Genomic DNA, 17,135 nt, shown 5'->3' with positions numbered 1-17,135 from the left:
GGAACGATGGAGCTTCCTACGCCGATCGGCGGTGACATAGCCGAGGGCGCGGCAATGCCCCCGGCTCCGTCCGCTTCTCAGGCGTCAGCGCGGATGTTGTTCGCCCTTACCACCTGGCCCCAGCGGGCGTGGTCACGATGCAGGATGGCGTGCAGCTGCTCTGCCGTGCCGCCTCCCGGCTCGTCGCCTTGGCTGGTGATCCGCTCGCGCACCGTCGGATCCTGCACCGCTTGGTTGATGGCGGCGTTCGCACGCTGGACGACCTCGGCGGGCAGGCCGGGCGGGCCGAACAGGCCGATCCAGGCGTTGAAGACGAAATCCTTCAGCCCCAGCTCCGTTGCGGTCGGGATGTCGGGGAAGGCGGGAATCCGCTCCTGGCCCGTCGTAAGCATGGGGCGGATTTGGTTGGCCCGGATAAAGGGCGCCATGACCGAGGCGCCGTCGAACATTGCGCTGAAGCGGTTGACGATGAAATCCTGCAGGGCGGGACCGCTACCGCGATAGGGAACATGCTCCATCGGCGGATTTCCGATGCTGTTCTTGAACAGCTCCATCGCGACATGGGTGAGGCTGCCCGCGCTGCCGGAGCCATAGTTGATGCCCCTGCCGCTATTAGCCTCCCGCGCCCAGGCCGCGAACTCCATCGGTGACTTCGCGGGCACGGAGGGGTGGACGCAGAGAATCAGCGAGGACTGCAACATCATCCCGATGGCTGTCAGCCGCAGCGGGTCGATGGTCATGCCCTGGAAGGTGTGCGGGTTGATGGTCAGCGGGTTGGCATTCCCGACCAGCAGGGTGTAGCCGTCCGGCCGGGCGCGCAGCACGTAATCCGTGCCGAGATTTCCACCAGCGCCGCCGCGGTTATCGATCACCACTGGCTGCCCCAGAGCGGAGGAGAGCCCTTGCTGGAGAATGCGTGCCGCGAAATCGGTTTGGCCGCCCGGCGGGAAGCCCACCACCAAGGTGACCGGTCGGTTTGGCCAAGCCTGCTGGGCGCGGGCGACGAAGGGGCTGGCAAGCGTGACGCCGAGTGCCCCCGCCATTGCCCCGCGCCGGGAGACCAGCAGGCCTCCGTTCCTTTCGAATGTCATCTCTTGGATCTCCCAGAACTGTTGTCGCTGCTACGACGCTCCAGCCGGTGCCGGGCCCTCTTGGACTTCGCGGCATGATCGGCCCCGGAACGGACGTCTCGTCTTCAAGCCAGCACCCGGCCAGTTTAGTTCAACGCTCCATCGCGGAAGGCACGCACGGCGCGCATCACCCCGCGCAACTCAGCCAGGCCTTTCAGGCGACCGATGCAGGAATAGCCGGGGTTTACGGCCTTCCCGATGTCATCAATCAGCAAATGGCCGTGGTCGGGCCGCATGGGAATGACTGCATCCTCGCGTCCTTCGGACCGGCGCCGGTCCTCCTCCCGCATCAGCGCGGCGACGACCGCAACCATGTCAGTGTTCCCGTCCAGATGGTCCGCCTCATGAAAAGAGCCGTCATCCTCGATCGTCACGTTCCGCAGATGCGCGAAGTGAATGCGTGGTCCGAATTCGGCCGCCATGGCTGGTAGATCGTTATCCGGGTTGCTGCCGAAGGCGCCGGTGCAAAGGGTAAGGCCGTTGGCCGGATCCGGCACGGCTTCAAGCAGCGCACGCGCATCGGCAGCCGTGGACATCACGCGGGGCAAGCCGAAAATCGGGAAGGCCGGATCATCCGGGTGGATGCAGAGCCGCGCTCCTTCCTCAACAGCAACGGGCGCTATCTCACGCACAAACTCGATGAGGTTGGCGCGCACGCCATCAGTGCCAACAGCCCGGTAGAGGTCGAGCATGCGCTGGAGGCCCGCACGGTCATAGACAAACTCCCGCGCCGGCAGCCAGTCGATCAGCACGCGCTCCAGCCTGCTGATCTCGCTTTCTGACATGCCCCGGAAGCGCGCCTCGGCCGCGGCGCGCCGCACGGGCGGATGGTCGGCCTCCGCGCCCGGGCGGCGCAGCACGAAGAGGTCGTAGGCAGCGAAATCCGTCCAGTCAAAGCGGAGCGCCGTGCCACCATGCGGCAGCGGCCAGTTCAGGTCCGTCCGCGTCCAGTCCGTCACCGCCATGAAGTTGTAGCAGATGGTCCTCACGCCTGCCCGGGCCACGGCGCGGACGGACCGTTTGTAGTCGTCGATCCGCGCGCGGAAGTTGCCCGTGCGTGTCTTGATGTCCTCGGACACGGCGATGCTTTCGACCACCGACCAGGTCAGCCCGGCTGCCTCGATCATCGCCTTACGCTTCGCCACCTCCTCCTCCGGCCAGGCGCGACCCTGGTTAAGGTGGTGGAGTGCCGTGACTACACCGGCGGCGCCGGTCTGCCGCACATGGGCGAGCGTCACAGGATCGTCCGGGCCGAACCAGCGCCAGGTTTCCAGCATCAGGCGTTCCTCCCGGAGACTGCGGCCAGGGAACGTCGTGCGCGGGCCTCTATGGCCTTCCAGTCCCCCGCTGCCACCTCATCGGCTGGGGCGAGCCAGGAGCCACCCACTGCCACCACATTGGGCAGAGCCAGATAATCGGGCGCCTCCTTCTCCGCGATGCCACCTGTGGGGCAGAACTGCGCCTCCGGGAAAGGCGCGCCAAGTGCCTTAAGAGCGCCAATCCCCCCGATCTGCGCTGCCGGGAAGAGTTTGACGGCGGAGAAGCCGCGCGCCATCGCAGCCATCAGTTCCGACGCCGTGGCAATACCGGGCACGAAAGGAAAACCTGCCTCCGCCGCCGCATCCAACAGCTCCGGCGTCGCTCCGGGAGAGAAGGCGAAGGTAGCGCCGATACGGAGGGCGAGGTCCAGGTCGCGCCGCGTTACCACCGTGCCCAGCCCGACCACGGCCTCCGGCACCTCGGCCATGATCGCCTCAGCTGCCCGCACCCCGGCATCGGTGCGCAAGGTGATCTCCAACAGCGGAAGGCCCCCGGCCACCAGCGCGCGTGCGAGCGGCACCGCTATCGCAGCGTCGCGGATCGTCAGTACCGGCACGATCCGCGCCGCGCGCAGCATCTCGGCCGGGGAGGGGGTAGTGGTCATGAAACCTCCGATGGGCTGTCGATGATGCCGGGCGCCATCGCATCGCGTGGGATGATCGCGCCGGGATAGCGGATCACGACGCCGGCCAGCCGGTGCCCGGCAAGTGCCGCCGCCTCGGGTGGCTTTCCCGCCAAGCGAGCGGCGAGATAGGCAGCGGCGAAGCTGTCTCCGGCCGCGGTGGTATCCACCGGCTTCACCGCTTCAGGCGGTGGGACATCGGTTTGCCGATCACCGCAGAGTACGATGCAGCCGGGCTCGGCCCGCTTCACCACTGCTTCCTGCAACCCGGCCTCGCGCAGCCGCACGACCAACGCCTCGGGCGTGGTCTCGCCTTCCAGCAGGGCGAAGTCCTCCACGCCCGCCAGCACGGTGTGGCTAAGCGCCATGGCCCGATGGAAGGCCCTGCGTGCCTCCTCCGGATCCGGCCAGCCGCGCGGGCGGAAGTTGCTGTCGAAAACGATGCGGGCGCCGGCGGCGCGGGCCGCTTCCAGTGCACCGAAAAGCTGTTCCCGCGCCTCTGGCGGGCGGAACAAGGAAAGCGTGATGCCGGAAAGATAGAGGATCCCGGCCCTCGCCAGCGCCGCCTTGATCAGCGGCGTCTCCGGCAGCTCGAATAGGCGGCGCACCGGCGCGCTGTCTCTCCAGTAGGAGAAACGGCGCTCACCACGCGCATCAGTCTGGATAAGGTAGAGACCGGGCACTGCGTCGGGCACCCGCGCCACATGGCGAGTACCCACCCCCTCCGTCTTCCAGGAAGCTAGCATCTCGTCGCTATGTGGGTCGTCGCCCAGCGCGGTGACATACTCCACCGCAACCCCGAGCCGCGCCAGATAGACAGCGGTGTTCAGCGTATCCCCGCCAAAACCGCGTGCCAGAAGCCCGTCCGGCCGCTCGCGCAACTCGATCATGCACTCGCCCAGGCAGGCGACGTGGTTAGAGTCCCGCCTCATGGCACCGCGTGCCCCACGGTCAATCCGGCGACACCGGCGCCTCGTGACGCACCGCAAGAGCCGCGCACCATCAGGCGTGTTGGAAGGGTCACCTGCTCTGGTGTGCGCTCCGGCTCGGCAATGCGGCGCAGCAGAAGCCGCCCGGCCTCCACGCCGACCTGGCGTGGCAGGGTGGAGACAGTGGTCAGGCCCGGCTCGCACTGCGCGGACTCCGGCAGGTCATCCACGCCGGTTACGGCCATGTCGCGCCCGGCCCGCAGGCCGCGCCGCTCAAGCCCCAGCATCGCACCGAAGGCGACCACATCATTGAAGCACACGACGGCCGTCGGCGGCGTTGCGCCGTCCAGCAGGGCTCCCATGGCTTCGGCCCCGGCTTGGCGCGACACGGGCACCTTGATCATGGGGCCGGTGTCCAGCCCGCGGCGGCGCATTGCGGCGTTGAAGCCCTCGCGCCGATCCCGTGAGACGGAACTTCCGAGATTGTCGCCCAGATAAACGATACGCTGATGGCCGAGATGCAAAAGGTGTTCGACCACCTGCTCCAGGCCAAGGCGGTTGTCGGCCGCGGCGTGGTCGCCCGGCGCTTCATTCCCCACCCGGCGCAGGGCCTGCACGCAGGGCACGCGCCATTCGTGCAGGCGGCGTATCAGTTCGGGCGGCGTGCCCACGGCGGGGCAGAGCACCACGCCATCCACACCCTGCTCGCGCATGCGGCGCAGGAAGCGCTCCTGCCGGCCCAGATCCTCATCCGTGCTGACAAGGAAGGAGACATAGCCGGCCTCATCCATCGCGGCGTCCACCCCCACCGCCATCTCGCCGAAAAAGGGATTGGTGATGTCGGTGACGATCAGACCGATGGTGTGGCTGCGGCTGGCCCGCATCATCGCTGCCCCGCGATGATAGGTGTAACCCAGTTCGTGGACGGCAACGCGCACCCGTTCCCGCGTCTCGGCTGCGACAAGTGGGCTTTCGCGCAGGACGAGAGAGACAGTGGCGCGCGAAACGCCCGCTCGCGCCGCAACCTCGCGCAGGGTCAGCCGGCCGCTCGGGGAGGGGGTGCCGTCCATCCTAGTGCGAATGGCGCGGCAGGCCAGCGGTATGGGCGAGGTCCTGGTAGGGAAGGGCGCTCTCGATGCAAGCGCCATCGGAAAGCTGGCCTACCGTCTGCCGGTAGAGCGCCTGCCAGGGTGTCTGGTTCCGCAGCGTGACGGGCGACAACGCTGCACGGCGGGCGGCGATTTCTTCCTCGCTCGCCAACAGGTCCACGCGGCGCGCGCGCAGGTCCACCCGCACGCGGTCTCCGGTGCGGAGGATCGCAAGATTGCCACCTATGGCGGCCTCCGGCGAGGCATTGAGGATAGAGGGGCTTGCCGAGGTGCCGCTCTGCCGTCCGTCGCCGATGCAGGGGAGGGAGGTGATGCCGCGGCGGATCAGCGCGTCCGGCGGCTGCATGTTCACCACCTCTGCCGAGCCAGGATAGCCGACGGGGCCGCAATTGCGGATGAACAGGATGCAGTACTCGTCGATTGCCAGAGCCGGGTCGTTGATCCGGGCGTGGTAATCCTCCGGCCCCTCGAAGACGATTGCGCGTCCCTCGAAGGCGTCCGGGTCCCGGGGGTTGGAGAGATAGCGGGTACGGAACTCCGGCGAGATGACGCTGGTCTTCATCACCCCTGAGTCGAAAAGATTGCCCCGCAGCACCAGCATGCCAGCCTCGGGCATCAGTGGCGCGGCGAAGGGGCGAATGACGTCGCGGTCCTGTGCCACGGCGCCTTCCAGCTCTTCCGCCACAGTACGGCCCGTGACGCTGCGCGCCCCGCCATGCAGTAGCCCGGCATCCAAAAGTTCCTTCATCACGGCGGGCACGCCGCCCGCGCGGTGGAAGGCTTCGCCAAGATAAGCACCGGCCGGCTGGCAATTCACCAGCATCGGCACCGCATGGCCCACGCGCTGCCAGTCGTCCAGCGACAGCTCCACCCCCGCATGCCGGGCGATGGCAATCAGATGCGGCGGGCAGTTTGTGGAGGCGCCAAGGGCCGAAGCCACCACGATCGCGTTCTCAAAAGCCTCCTTCGTCATCACCGCGCGTGGCGTCAGATCCTCGCGCACCATGTCCACGATACGCAGGCCGGTGCGGAAGGCCATCTGGCCCCGCTCGCGATAAGGCGCGGGGATGGAGGCGCAGGTAGGAAGGCTCATGCCCAGCGCTTCCGCCAGCGAATTCATGGAAAGAGCAGTGCCCATGGTGTTGCAATGGCCAACGCTGGGCGCCGAGGCCGCGGCCATGTCCATGAACTCCTCGTAGCCGATCTCCCCGGTGGCAAGGCGCTGTCGCGCCTCCCAGATGATGGTGCCTGACCCGGCGAGGCGGCCCTTGTGATGCCCGTCCAGCATCGGACCGCCTGAGAGCACGATAGCCGGGATGTTCACGGTCGCGGCCGCCATCAGGCAGGCCGGCGTGGTCTTGTCGCAACCCGTCGTCAGCACGACCCCGTCGAGCGGATAGCCGAACAGCACCTCGACCAAGCCGAGATAGGCCAGGTTGCGATCCAGCGCGGCCGTCGGGCGCTTGCCCGTCTCCTGGATCGGATGAACCGGGAACTCCATTGGGATACCGCCGGCATCCCGGATCCCGGCTTTCACCCGTTCAGCCAGAACCAGATGGTGGCGGTTGCAGGGAGCAAGGTCGCTGCCGGTTTGAGCGATGCCGATGATCGGGCGGCCAGACTGCAACTCGGCTCGGGTCAGGCCGAAATTGAGATAGCGTTCCAGGTAAAGCGCCGTCATGTCCGGGTCATGCGAGTCGTCAAACCACGCCTGGCTGCGCAACTTACCCATGACATTCCCCGCCCAGCGGGCCTTCAAGCCCGTCGTTCCGTGACGCTTCGTATTGGATCGATCCAATGCGCAGAGTCGTAGGACCATTGGCGCGATCTCGTCAATCGCCGATGCCTGCGATCCGAAGGACGTGAACGAACCAGCGGCTGCCGGGCGGCGGCGTTCCGGGCCACCCAGCAGACACCTCAGTAGGTGGCGAAGATACGCTCGATCTCCGCAGGGTCTTGCGTCACTGTAAGCGCCAGCGAGAGGAGGATGCGGGCCTTTTGGGGCGTGAGATTATCGGCTGTCAGAAAGCCGTATTCCTTCAGCTTGCCGGTTGGGAACACGCGGCCGGAACCCGCCCTCGTGGCCTGCATCACCACAGTTCCCTGGGCCACTGCCTCGCGCAGCGGACCCAGATCGCCTGGCCCACAGAAGCCGGGTGCGAAGCCGGCGGAAATGATCCCCCTGGCCCCGGCAGCGAGAAAGGCCCGCACGGCCGTTCCATCCGAACCCGCATAAGCATAGGCGATGTCTACTCGCGGAAGAGCGTCTAACTCTCGCAAGTCGAATTCTGTCTCCGGCGCGGCCCGGCGCAGCGGGCGGCGGTAATAGTTAACGCTGTCGCCGTCTGCCTGTCCCAGCACGCCAAAATCAGGGGTGCGAAAGGTCTGCATCCGGCCGGTGGAGGTCTTCGTCACCTCACGCGCGGCCTGGATCTCGTCATTCAGCACCACCAGCACGCCAAGTCCTCGAGACGCAGGATCGGCGGCCACGCGGATGGCATTCACCAGGTTCAGCCCGGCATCGGTGGAGAGCGAGGAGGAGGGGCGCTGGGCCCCAACAAGCACGACGGGAATGGGTACCTTCACCGCGAGGTGAAGCACGTAGGCCGTTTCCTCCAGTGTCGCGGTCCCGTGCCCAATGACGATGCCGGCGAGATCCGGCTGCTCCGCCACCAAATGATCGCAAAGGCGGACGAGCGCCTTCCAGGTCGGGAAATGGATCTCCGGGCTGGGCACAGCGCTAAAAGGAACGGGCAAAACCTCCGCCACCTCGGCCACTTCCGGAAACCGCGCAACGATCTCGGACGCGTTCAGGATCGGCTTGCCGGACGAGCCGTAATTTGTCGTATCCAGGGGACCCGCGCCCTGGGACGCAATCGTGCCACCCGTTCCGATGAACGCAACCCCAGGCCTCATGCCGCACGCTCCGCCAAGTTTCCGATGATGCCGTGGTATCGGGCCGCATCCTCCTTGGGAAGGGCGCGGCACCTGGCCGTGCCCTCGCTACCAAAGGTCATTTCATAAAGATCGTTATTCACCTACCTGCTCTGGGAATCCTCATCACACGTGGCGCGGCGTCTGAGCCAGAGCGGCAGATGGCGACAGACCGCGGCATAAAACGGGTCGGCCGCGGGGTCATCGTGGTCTTCTCCATGGTGAATGGGACAGCTCACGAAGTTGAGGTTCCGTCCGACATGTCCCTTCTTTGGGTATTGTGGGATGCCATCGTCCTGCCCGGCAACAAGCTCGGCCGCGGTGTTGCCCAATGCGGCGCACGCAAGGTGCAACTGGATAGGAAACCTGCGCGTTTCCGCATTCTTCTGGTGACATCAGTCGGCGCGCGCCAGGTGACCACGGGAGGCCGTCGAACGGAGCCCAGCCGGCGGGGACATCCAGAATGCGTGGTTAGATCTCGACCTACCCCGATGTAGCTACGGCCTCTCTGGCCACGATCCTCCTCCAGGTGCTCAGTGATGCGAGCGATCTGAGGACGAACAAAGGAGATGTCTTCATGCCCGCCTTCGGTGCAGCCTATGCCGGTCCCGAACTCGCGGCGCTGGTGAACTGTGTGGTCGGGCATTTCGGTGGCAGCCGTTCGTCCATCACGGCCGCTGGCACGGCAGCAGCACGCCGGCCGGCCTAGTGCCCGGCCGGAGGTGAATTGCAAGGGGGGCGCGGCCGTGTGGCCTCTCTGCTCGCGTAGGGCGGGGCACGCATCTGGAACGCGCCATGGGCGCGACCTGATCGCGCCCACGGATCCATCATGACCGATTTAGAAAGAGAAGCGGAAAGCGCCCAATGTCCGACACGAGCCAGAACTCAACCCTACCCGAGCTGATCCGGGCCGCCGCCGAGCCACTGCCCGATTTTGACGACCCGGCGTTTGGCACGGCGTTCGACCGCTTCGCAGATCGGCGCGTGGTGTTGCTGGGCGAATGCAGCCACGGCACGTCAGAGTTCTACCGCGCCCGCGCCGCAATCACCCGGCGGCTGATCGAGCGGCACGGCTTCAACATCGTCGCCGTGGAGGCCGACTGGCCGGACGCCGCAGTGGTGGACCGCCATATACGCGGCCGCCCGGCATCACCCGACGCGGAGCCGCCCTTCGCGCGTTTCCCCGCATGGATGTGGCGCAACACGGACGTAGCTTCCTTGATCGGCTGGCTTCGACGCTGGAACGCGGATCGGGCGCCAGAGAACCGGGCGGGCTTCTACGGCCTTGACCTGTACAACCTTTCGGCCTCCATCGAGGCGGTGCTCGGCTATCTCGACCGCGTGGACCCTGAGGCGGCTGCAGTCGCGCGGGAGCGCTATGGCTGCCTGATGCCATGGATGGATGAGCCGCAGACCTATGGCCGTATGGCGCTGTCCCGAGGCTACGCCCCTTGCGAGGAAGGGGCGGTTAAGACGCTGCGCGAACTGCTGGACCGAAGGGTCGAGTATGTCAGCGGCGACGGCGAGGGTTTCCTCGATGCTGAGGCAAGCGCTCGGCTCGTGAAGAACGCCGAGGCTTATTACCGCGCAATGTTCTACAGCGGCGCCAAGAGCTGGAACCTGCGCGACACACATATGTTCGAGACGCTCTGCTCTCTGCTGCAGGCCAAGGGGCCTCAGGCGAAGGCGGTGGTCTGGGCACATAACTCCCATATCGGCGACGCGACCCATACCGATATGGGCCGGGAGCGCGATGAGCTTAACATCGGTCAGCTCTGCCGTGAGCGTTTCGGCGTCCAGGCGGCGCTGATCGGCTTCGGCACCCACACGGGTACCGTCGCCTGCGCCGATGACTGGGATGAGCCGATGGAGGTCAAGCGCGTGAACCCCTCCCGCCCCGACAGCTATGAGCGGCTGGCTCATGATAGCGGAGTTGCTCGCTTCCTGCTCGACCTGCGCGAAGGTGTGCATGACCAACTGCGCCAGGAGTTGATGCGAGACCGGCTGGAGCGCTTCATCGGGGTGATCTACCGGCCGGATACGGAGCGCTGGAGCCATTACACCGAGTGCAGCCTTCCCGGCCAGTTCGATGCCTATGTCTGGTTCGACGAGACCACGGCTGTCACGCCACTGCGCACGGAACAGCAGAACGGCGCCGAGGATACCTACCCGTTCGGCCTCTGATCCCAATCCGGGCAAATGCTGCGCGCCTGCCGCTCGGCACTCATGCGCCAGGCCTGATGAACCCTGCGCTGCGCTGGCCGTTTAGCCTTGCCGGAGGAGCCGGGACAGGGCCGGGCTTCCGAATTCCGACGGAGATGAGGTTCACATGGCTGATGTGAAGGGCCGCAAGGTTGCGATCCTGGCAACGGACGGGGTCGAGCGGGTTGAGCTGACCGAACCGATGAGGGCTTTGCAACAGGCCGGAGCGGAGGTCAGGGTCGTGTCGCTGAAAGGGGGCGAGATCCAGGCCATGGACGGGGACGTAAATCCCTCTGAGAAGATCAGGGTGGATCTGGAGGTTGCTGCAGCGCGGCCCGAGCAGTTCGATGCGCTCGTCCTGCCGGGTGGAACCACCAATCCGGACAAGCTACGGCAGGACGAGAAGGCCGTGGCCTTTGTGAGGGGCTTCGTCGAGGCCGGAAAACCGATCGCCGCCATCTGCCATGGCCCCTGGTCGCTGGTGGAGGCGGGCGCGGTGAAGGGCCGGAAGATGACCTCCTATCCCTCTCTGAAGACCGATCTGCGCAACGCCGGCGCCACCTGGGTAGACGAAAGCTGCGTGGTGGACGGCAATTTTGTGACTTCGCGCAATCCGAAGGATTTGCCGGCCTTCTGCGAAAACATGCTGAAACTCGTCGCGAACGCCGCGCCCTCCCCGAAGGTGGCCTGACCTCGGAACCCCGGCCGGGCGGAGGACTGAAGAAGCTTTACGCCCCGGCCCGGGCCTTCGGTTCCGCCCGGCACTGGCGGCCTGACGAATCCCAGGGGGTAGGGCTTCAGCCCTGAGCCGCCAGCGATCAGCGGGCGCCTACAACCGGTCGCGCAACCAGTCCCGAACATATCCGCCGAGCCCCGCGCCGCGCTCCGCTTCCGGTCCGATTGCGATTGAGGCCGTCATCCCAACCACAAGCGTCACGTCGGGGGGAAGCTCATTGATGGCGATGCGCACGGGAATGCGCTGCGCCAGGCGCACCCAGGTGAAAACTGGGTTTACCGAGGGCAGCCCCCGGTTGCTGGCGACGTCGTTCGGGTCGCTGATGCCGCGCGTGACGCTTTCCACTCGTCCGGCGAAGGGGGTGTTATAGCCCATCAGCCTGATCCGGGCGGGCTCGCCGGGCTTCAGCGCATGCAGCTTGGTTTCCTCGAAATAGCCTTCAATCCAGAAGGAGTCGGAGTCCACAACCGCCACCTGCGGCTGCCCGGCGGAGACATAGGTACCGGCGCGCAGGCGCAGATGGGTCACGTAGCCATTAGCTGGCGCCAGCACGGTGGAACGCGCCAGGTTGAGCTTCGCCACCTCCAGCTCGGCCCGCGCCTGCTCAAGCGTCGAGGCCGCGACATTCGCAGTGTTCTCGGCTCGCTCCCGCGCCTCCTCGGACGCATAGACACGCAGCTGCTGCTGCCGCCTGGCTTCCGATTGGGCGAAGGCGAACTCGTTATGGGCCCTGTCGACCGCCGCCTGCGCCTGGGCGAGCGCCAGTTGGAAGCGGACCGGATCAATCCGGAAGAGCACGTCATCGCGATGCACGAATTGGCCATCCCGGACGGCAACCTCGATCACTGTGCCTGCCACCTCAGGGGCTACATTGACCACCTGCGCCTGGACGCGACCGTCCCGGGTCCAAGGCGCCAGCATGTAGGACTGCCAGAGCATCACCGCCAGCGCAGCGGCGACGCCCACCGCCACAAGGGTGGCCAGGACTCGAAGGGCGGGTCTGATAAAGCGCATAAGGGTTCTACCGGAGCAGGACGAGCAGGGACACGATCGACACGAAAAGCGCCACCTCGAAAAGCGCCGGATGCCAGAGGCGGTGGATCAGGCCGAGGCGTCCCAGGACAAAACGGCAGGCCAGGAAGATCAGCAGACCCAGCAGTCCCTCAACGACGATGGGTGCCAAGTAGACCCCGGCGATACTGACTTCGGACAGCATCACCGCGCCTCCGCGGCCAGCGTAGGGACCGACCCCTGCACCAGCCAGTCATGGCCGCGCACAAAGAAGCGTGTCCGCTCGGCAAGGATGGCGGCAATCTCATGCAGCATGGCCGCGGCGTGGAACACGGTGGCGTTGGCGCCTTCCAAAGCTGCCAGCTCCGTGGCGCCGCGCCGCGCCTCGTCCGCGACGGTATCCGGCGCCTCGCGCAGGCGGCGGAGCGCAGCAAGAAAGCGCGACACGATAGCCGACCCGGCGGGCGGCATATCCGGCCTTGCGGCGATGAGGCGCGCCCGGATCACCGCCCGGCCGATCAGGACCGCGGCGCCGCCATCGCTTACGGCCTCAGCGCGCAGCGCCGGGGCAATGGCAGTCACACGTCGGGACAGTCGCACAAGTTTTTGATGCTGCAGATGCTCCCAGACCAACCAGGGCATTAGTGGCCCGTCCGCAAGACGCTGCACGGCGCGGACCAGGGAGCGCTGCAGCACCCGCGCCTCCGCCACGGGATCTGGCGGCAGCAGGACGCGGAAGGCCAACACGCCGCAGACCCCTCCGATCAGATTGGCGAAGGCGCCATCCAACGCGCCGGCCAGATTATAGGTCATCGGATTGCCAGGTGCGACGGTGGCCATAAAGAAGATCTGGAACGACGTGCCGATCCCCGCCGTTGCTGGGCGCTGACTGAGGAGGATGCCGAAAACCAGGAAGAGCAGGATGCTCAGTAGCAGCAGCGGGAAGCTGTTCATCAGCGGCAGCACGGCATAGCCCACGACCAGACCGGTAGGGATCGCCAGGCACACCCCCTTGAAAAAGCCAATGCTCGCGGCGGCCGCGCTTTCCGTGGTGGCCAGCAGCGCGCACATCGGGCCGAGCAACGCGAGCACGCCGGGCCCAGCGGACCAGCCGCTGATCAGCCAGAAGGCACCGCCGAGAAAGACAGCGAGCGCGGCGCGCGTCCCGTTACGCAGGGCGGTGACAGGATTGGCGTAGACCCGCAGGCGCAGCGCCGGGGTGCGCGGCCGGTCGTCGCGCAGATCCGCCAGCACGTCCAGGATCCGCACCATCTGGCGCAGCATGGCGTCGGCTCTCTCCAGCGCAGTGAGGACGGGAAGGTCGTGGCATTCGGTGGTGGCCTGGGCTGCGTCGGCCTGCGCGGCGCGGACGTCGCGGTGCAGGTCGTCGAAGGGCGCATCGGGGACGAGGGCTGACATCCGGGTAGCGAGATTCGTCAGCCGCTCCCGCATCGCAGGAACACGCGGGTCATGGGCCAGTGCCGGGTCAGCGAGCAGCCGGCCCGTTCGCTGCCCGGCCGTCAGCATGGCGAAGAGCTCCGCGACGGCGAGGCGGATTCCGTCGGCGTGCCGGTTGAAGCCGGTATCCTCGACGGAGACGAATTCAACCATCTGGTCCAGCGCAGTCAGCTCGCCGGCAACCTTGCTGCGCGTGGCGCGCAGTTCGGCCACATCGTCCTGCGCGAGGGCGTGCCGGGTCAGCCCGCCCACGGCCGCAATCAGGCGCGTGACGGCTGCGAAGACCTGCCGGGCCCGTGGCCCGGGATCGGTCAGCAGGAAGACAAGCGCGGTGACGAAGACGCCCAGGCTGACCACCGCGATACGGCTGGTCGCCACATGAAAGACGTTCGCGGGATCCTGCACGGCCGCCAGGCCAACCATCACGATGGTGTAGCCTGAAAGCACCGCGCCGTAGCTGCGGAAATAGCGCAGGAGCGAAGCGAGATAGGTGCAGAAGCCCAGCCAAAGGGCAAAGCTGAGAAGAAAGAGCCAGGGTGCCTGGGCGAACCAGGCAATCATGACAACGGAGACGGCCGCGCCCACTGCCGTGCCAAGCGCGCGATAGAGACTCTTGGACAGCACCGCGCCGCGTGAGGTTCCGGCCACGATCAGGACGGTCATTCCCGCCGAGGAGGGGCTTTCGAGCTGCAGGGCATAGGCGAGGTAGAGCGCCGTGGAAAAGGCGAGGAGCGTCCGGAAGACCTGTGCCCAGCCCATCGGCAGGCTGGGCAGCCCGCGCCGGATCCGGGCCCCCATCGCAGCCAGCGCGCCCCCGGCCGTGCTTCCGGAGGCAGCGGGACCCGTCGCGGGATGGCTGATCCCGACGCCTTGCTGCGTGCTCGTCAAGGACATTTCACCCGGGCACAGTCGAGGCTTGCCGCGCAACGGTCAGCTTTGGGGAACAAGGTCACGGGGCGCCGGCTCATCCGTTTTGCGCGGGGGCGATGGCGCTGCAGCAGCAGATGGCGCGGAGCATGGGATCAGCGCCGTGACAGAACAGAGCTGTTGATCCTGTAAGAGCCGGATTGCACGGAGGCCGTCTCCGACCTCGCCTCATCTGAGCGATCCGCCGACATCCTGCAGGCCCAACGGGCAGGGCGGGCGGATGCTGGCGGACCGAGATACCCGGGCCTGCCGGCGCCACCTGAAGGAGAGATGCCTCCACATCATTGATCGCCTTCCCGACCTCGGTCCGTACAGCCGCATCCATGCCGGGCGACTACGCCAGCGCGAGCGGTAGGAAAAGACCATCGCCAGCGTTTCGCGCCTTCCCGCACTACCACGCCGCTCGATCGGACCGGGCGACAACCGAATCAGATAGGAGACTGAGCACGCAGTGAGGAATTTCTGGCGGAAAAAGTAACACGAATCCGGAAATTGCACATTTATTTTTATATCGTCTAAAATATTGAACTTTCCTAAGTACATCGAATAGGAATTACGACTCTCGCTTGCAATAATTTCAGATTAACCTATGACATGAACCGAGGGCGTCCATCAGACAACTATCTGAAAATATGTGTTTCTATATCGAGAAGAGGTTATACTAATTGCCTACTTACGGAGTTGTAGCCGGGCAGAAGCCCGCTGGCGCGATAGAGCTCAACATCGGCGCGAACTACCAGCAGATCGTCAACAACGCCCCCGCCGGATCGACCTTCTGGTTTGCCCCAGGAATCCACCGCGAGGTGTCAATCCAGCCAAAGGACGGCGATGCGTTCCTGGGTGCTCCGGGAGCCGTGCTGAACGGATCGGAGTTGATCACCTCCTTCACCAAGTCCGGCTCCGCCTGGGTGATCAGCGGCCAGACGCAGGAGGGTGTCCGTAACCTGACGGACCATACCGCCACGGGCGCCCAGCGCGGGGGGTATCCGGAAACGGTCTTCTTCGACGACAAGCCCCTGAAGCCTGTCGATGCGCTGTCGAAGCTGACGGAAGGCTCGTTCTACTTCGACTACAAGGCCGACAAGATCTATCTCGGCAGCGACCCGACCGGCCATAAGGTCGAGACGGGGCAGAGCGCAGTGGCCTTCAACGGTTCCGCGGACAACGTGACGATCAGCGGGCTGACCATCGAAAAGTACAGCACCCCTGCTCAGTATTCTGCCGTCGACGGCGGCAGCGGCGAGGGGTGGACGATCCAGAATAATGAGATCCGCCTGATCTACGGCGTCGGTGCCAATGTCGGTACCAATGGCAAGATCATCGGCAACTACGTCCATGACAATGGTGAGATGGGGCTGGACGGCGGCGGCGCCAACATTGTCGTCCAGGGCAACGAACTGGCCCGCAACGGTTACTGGTCCGGTATCGACATGAGCTGGGAGGGCGGTGGCACCAAATTCACCGAGACGACGAACCTCCTGGTGAAGGGGAACTACTCGCACGATAACGCTGGGAATGGTCTCTGGACCGATATCAACAATTACAACACGACCTATGACGGCAATCTGGTGGTTGGCAACGCCCTCGCCGGCATCAGTCACGAGATCAGCTACGACGCGGTCATCAAGAACAACACCGTCATTGGAAACGGCTACAACAGCATTGGTGGTGGCACTCAGGGCAACCCCGTCTGGCTTTGGGGCGGGCAGATCCAGGTCCATAATTCGCCGAATGTCGAAGTATACGGAAACTATGTCGACTCGACGAATGCCGGGAACGGAATCAGCCTGATCGAGGAAGATCGTGGCTCCGGTGACCGCGGTGCATACCTCATTCGGAATGAGAAGATTCACGACAACATCATCGTGAATGCGTCGGGCAACGGCGGAAACGGCGGGGAGAGCAATATCAACAACGCTGCCTATGTCAGCGGCGGCAGCAGCTGGAATAACAACAAGTTCTACGGCACTGACGGGCATTTCAACTGGGGTGACGCCGCGCATACCTACTCCCAGTTCGAAGCGGCCACGACCGGCACGAACAGCTTTGCTGCGGCCACCTCCGCGCCCGCGAGCCCGAATCTCGACCAGTGGATGTCGGGATCGGGCGCGGCGGATCCCGTGACGAGTCCCGCCGTAACCCCCGCGCCGGCACCCACCCCGACGCCAACTCAGACGCCCGCTCCTACGCCTGCGCCGACCACCACCGCTGGCCCCGATATTCTGGGCAATAATAACAGCAACAGCCTGAATGGCACCTCCAAAGGCGAGAAGATCTCCGGCCTTGGCGGCAACGACACCATCGACGGCAAGGGTGGCAACGACACCATCAGCGGAGGTGCGGGCCATGATAAGATCACCGGAGGAGCCGGAAACGACCTCTTGAGTGGTGGTGCTGGGAATGACCAGTTCATCTTCAAGCAAGGATTCGGCAGCGATAAGATCCAGGACTTCTACGCCGAGGGAAGTGGGACGAATCACGACGTCCTTGTTTTCAGCAGCACTATGTTCAAGGACTTTTCGGACGTTATGGCCCATGCAAAGACGGTTGGTCAGAACACCGTCATCACGCTCGGGTCCGACCAGCTGACCATAGTGGATACGGTTAAGTCCGAGTTCCACGCGGACCATATCTGGTTCGTCTAAAAGCCGCGAGGCGCCGTACTTCGGTGGGGACCGGCCGACTTATGTCGGGCCGGTCCCCAAAGCCGGGAGTAAGCGTCGCGGTCGATCCGAAGTCACACTGGCCTGCGCGACA

14 protein-coding genes are annotated in these 17,135 nt (G+C 65.4%); 4 read left to right on the top strand and 10 right to left on the bottom strand.

Going from position 1 to position 17,135, the window contains the following annotated elements:
* Window positions 1-77: 77 nt before the first annotated feature.
* The 7 genes from ACO1BU_RS14005 to ACO1BU_RS13975 all read right to left on the bottom strand — a co-directional run bounded on the left by ACO1BU_RS14005 (window position 78) and on the right by ACO1BU_RS13975 (window position 8,026).
* Window positions 78-1,091 carry a Bug family tripartite tricarboxylate transporter substrate binding protein gene (locus tag ACO1BU_RS14005; protein WP_424136574.1) on the bottom strand — a complete coding sequence of 338 codons (1,014 nt, stop codon included), beginning with the start codon at window positions 1,089-1,091 and terminating at the stop codon, window positions 78-80.
* Window positions 1,092-1,216: 125 nt separating this feature from the next.
* Entirely contained in the window at window positions 1,217-2,407 is a 1,191-nt protein-coding gene (gene uxuA / locus ACO1BU_RS14000; RefSeq protein WP_424136573.1) for a mannonate dehydratase, read from the bottom strand.
* On the bottom strand, window positions 2,407-3,054 hold the full coding sequence (gene eda, locus ACO1BU_RS13995; protein ID WP_424136572.1) for a bifunctional 4-hydroxy-2-oxoglutarate aldolase/2-dehydro-3-deoxy-phosphogluconate aldolase: 648 nt from the start codon (window positions 3,052-3,054) through the stop codon (window positions 2,407-2,409). Before eda ends, uxuA begins: the two co-directional genes overlap by 1 nt.
* Window positions 3,051-4,004, bottom strand: a complete 954-nt coding sequence (locus tag ACO1BU_RS13990) for a sugar kinase (protein WP_424136571.1) — start codon at window positions 4,002-4,004, stop codon at window positions 3,051-3,053. Before ACO1BU_RS13990 ends, eda begins: the two co-directional genes overlap by 4 nt.
* A complete protein-coding gene (locus ACO1BU_RS13985) occupies window positions 4,001-5,071 on the bottom strand; it encodes a LacI family DNA-binding transcriptional regulator (RefSeq protein WP_424136570.1) in 1,071 nt (356 codons plus the stop codon). The genes ACO1BU_RS13990 and ACO1BU_RS13985 overlap by 4 nt, the downstream gene beginning before the upstream one ends.
* 1 nt (window position 5,072) lies before the next feature.
* Entirely contained in the window at window positions 5,073-6,842 is a 1,770-nt protein-coding gene (locus ACO1BU_RS13980) for an IlvD/Edd family dehydratase (RefSeq protein ID WP_424136662.1), read from the bottom strand.
* Between the two features lie 185 nt (window positions 6,843-7,027).
* The gene (locus ACO1BU_RS13975; RefSeq protein WP_424136569.1) at window positions 7,028-8,026 is read right to left on the bottom strand and encodes an asparaginase; all 999 of its coding nucleotides are present in this window, start codon (window positions 8,024-8,026) and stop codon (window positions 7,028-7,030) included.
* A gap of 595 nt (window positions 8,027-8,621) precedes the next feature.
* On the opposite strand from ACO1BU_RS13975, the gene ACO1BU_RS13970 reads away from it, so the two are divergent.
* From ACO1BU_RS13970 to ACO1BU_RS13960, 3 genes are all read left to right on the top strand, one after another.
* A complete protein-coding gene (locus ACO1BU_RS13970; RefSeq protein ID WP_424136568.1) occupies window positions 8,622-8,753 on the top strand; it encodes a hypothetical protein in 132 nt (43 codons plus the stop codon).
* Window positions 8,754-8,908: 155 nt separating this feature from the next.
* Complete coding sequence (locus ACO1BU_RS13965; protein ID WP_424136567.1) at window positions 8,909-10,228, top strand: erythromycin esterase family protein; 1,320 nt, start codon at window positions 8,909-8,911, stop codon at window positions 10,226-10,228.
* Window positions 10,229-10,373: 145 nt separating this feature from the next.
* A complete protein-coding gene (locus ACO1BU_RS13960; protein ID WP_424136566.1) occupies window positions 10,374-10,937 on the top strand; it encodes a type 1 glutamine amidotransferase domain-containing protein in 564 nt (187 codons plus the stop codon).
* 138 nt (window positions 10,938-11,075) lie between these two features.
* Here the strand turns inward: ACO1BU_RS13960 and ACO1BU_RS13955 are convergent, their stop codons facing one another.
* Genes ACO1BU_RS13955 through ACO1BU_RS13945 form a run of 3 tightly spaced genes read right to left on the bottom strand, consistent with a single transcriptional unit; the run spans window position 11,076 to window position 14,339 of the window.
* Window positions 11,076-11,996 (bottom strand): efflux RND transporter periplasmic adaptor subunit, encoded by a 921-nt coding sequence (locus ACO1BU_RS13955; RefSeq protein ID WP_424136565.1) that lies wholly within the window; start codon window positions 11,994-11,996, stop codon window positions 11,076-11,078.
* Between the two features lie 7 nt (window positions 11,997-12,003).
* Window positions 12,004-12,198 carry a DUF1656 domain-containing protein gene (locus ACO1BU_RS13950; protein WP_424136564.1) on the bottom strand — a complete coding sequence of 65 codons (195 nt, stop codon included), beginning with the start codon at window positions 12,196-12,198 and terminating at the stop codon, window positions 12,004-12,006.
* Entirely contained in the window at window positions 12,198-14,339 is a 2,142-nt protein-coding gene (locus ACO1BU_RS13945) for an FUSC family protein (RefSeq protein ID WP_424136563.1), read from the bottom strand. The genes ACO1BU_RS13950 and ACO1BU_RS13945 overlap by 1 nt, the downstream gene beginning before the upstream one ends.
* Window positions 14,340-15,043: 704 nt before the next feature.
* Here ACO1BU_RS13945 and ACO1BU_RS13940 point away from each other — a divergent pair.
* Complete coding sequence (locus tag ACO1BU_RS13940; RefSeq protein WP_424136562.1) at window positions 15,044-17,023, top strand: right-handed parallel beta-helix repeat-containing protein; 1,980 nt, start codon at window positions 15,044-15,046, stop codon at window positions 17,021-17,023.
* Window positions 17,024-17,135: the final 112 nt, after the last annotated feature.

This window comes from Roseomonas chloroacetimidivorans, from assembly GCF_049629625.1.
Lineage (GTDB): Bacteria > Pseudomonadota > Alphaproteobacteria > Acetobacterales > Acetobacteraceae > Roseomonas > Roseomonas chloroacetimidivorans.
This window is presented reverse-complemented; position numbering and strand designations above follow the sequence as displayed.

Bases quoted from the DNA above. Each gene is read 5' to 3' on its own strand.
- ACO1BU_RS14005 (WP_424136574.1), bottom strand. From the start codon at position 1,091: ATGACATTCGAAAGGAACGGAGGCCTGCTGGTCTCCCGGCGCGGGGCA.
- uxuA (WP_424136573.1), bottom strand. From the start codon at position 2,407: ATGCTGGAAACCTGGCGCTGGTTCGGCCCGGACGATCCTGTGACGCTC.
- eda (WP_424136572.1), bottom strand. From the start codon at position 3,054: ATGACCACTACCCCCTCCCCGGCCGAGATGCTGCGCGCGGCGCGGATC.
- ACO1BU_RS13990 (WP_424136571.1), bottom strand. From the start codon at position 4,004: ATGAGGCGGGACTCTAACCACGTCGCCTGCCTGGGCGAGTGCATGATC.
- ACO1BU_RS13985 (WP_424136570.1), bottom strand. From the start codon at position 5,071: ATGGACGGCACCCCCTCCCCGAGCGGCCGGCTGACCCTGCGCGAGGTT.
- ACO1BU_RS13980 (WP_424136662.1), bottom strand. From the start codon at position 6,842: ATGGGTAAGTTGCGCAGCCAGGCGTGGTTTGACGACTCGCATGACCCG.
- ACO1BU_RS13975 (WP_424136569.1), bottom strand. From the start codon at position 8,026: ATGAGGCCTGGGGTTGCGTTCATCGGAACGGGTGGCACGATTGCGTCC.
- ACO1BU_RS13970 (WP_424136568.1), top strand. From the start codon at position 8,622: ATGCCCGCCTTCGGTGCAGCCTATGCCGGTCCCGAACTCGCGGCGCTG.
- ACO1BU_RS13965 (WP_424136567.1), top strand. From the start codon at position 8,909: ATGTCCGACACGAGCCAGAACTCAACCCTACCCGAGCTGATCCGGGCC.
- ACO1BU_RS13960 (WP_424136566.1), top strand. From the start codon at position 10,374: ATGGCTGATGTGAAGGGCCGCAAGGTTGCGATCCTGGCAACGGACGGG.
- ACO1BU_RS13955 (WP_424136565.1), bottom strand. From the start codon at position 11,996: ATGCGCTTTATCAGACCCGCCCTTCGAGTCCTGGCCACCCTTGTGGCG.
- ACO1BU_RS13950 (WP_424136564.1), bottom strand. From the start codon at position 12,198: ATGCTGTCCGAAGTCAGTATCGCCGGGGTCTACTTGGCACCCATCGTC.